The 419-nt window shown below is 39.6% G+C and carries 1 protein-coding gene; it reads right to left on the reverse strand.

The window, feature by feature from the left end; all coding sequences use genetic code 11:
- Positions 1–419: NAD(P)-binding domain-containing protein (locus HC176_RS16845; protein WP_245234943.1), on the reverse strand; the 419-nt coding region annotated here is incomplete at both ends.

Here is a 419-nt window from a genome sequence, read left to right on the forward strand (position 1 = left end):
TTCAATTACGAAATCCACTACCTTACCGGCATTGACCATAAGAAGGATGTTTCTCGGCCGCTCAAGGCTTTCAACAAAAGCTTTTAGATCGTCAAAGCCGCGGAAATTAAACTCCGAATTTTCAGCAACGAATTTCTTTGCCACATCCACTTCTCTTTTTTCCACATGTCGGTTGTAGACCGAAACTTTAAAACCCTTTGAAGCCATGTTGAGTGCCAGACTTTTTCCCATCACCCCCAAACCTAATAGCCCTATTTCTGACTTATCTTTTATCTTATCCATAATTTCTTTCATTATTTCATCAGGAGATTGATCTACATCTATATGAATCCCGTAGGATGGCAGTTCCAAAGTGTCGTACTGAGATTGAAGCAGCTCAGGTTTGAAGTAGTGATTTTCTCTATTGGAAATTCTTCCAT

This window comes from Tamlana crocina, from assembly GCF_012037625.1.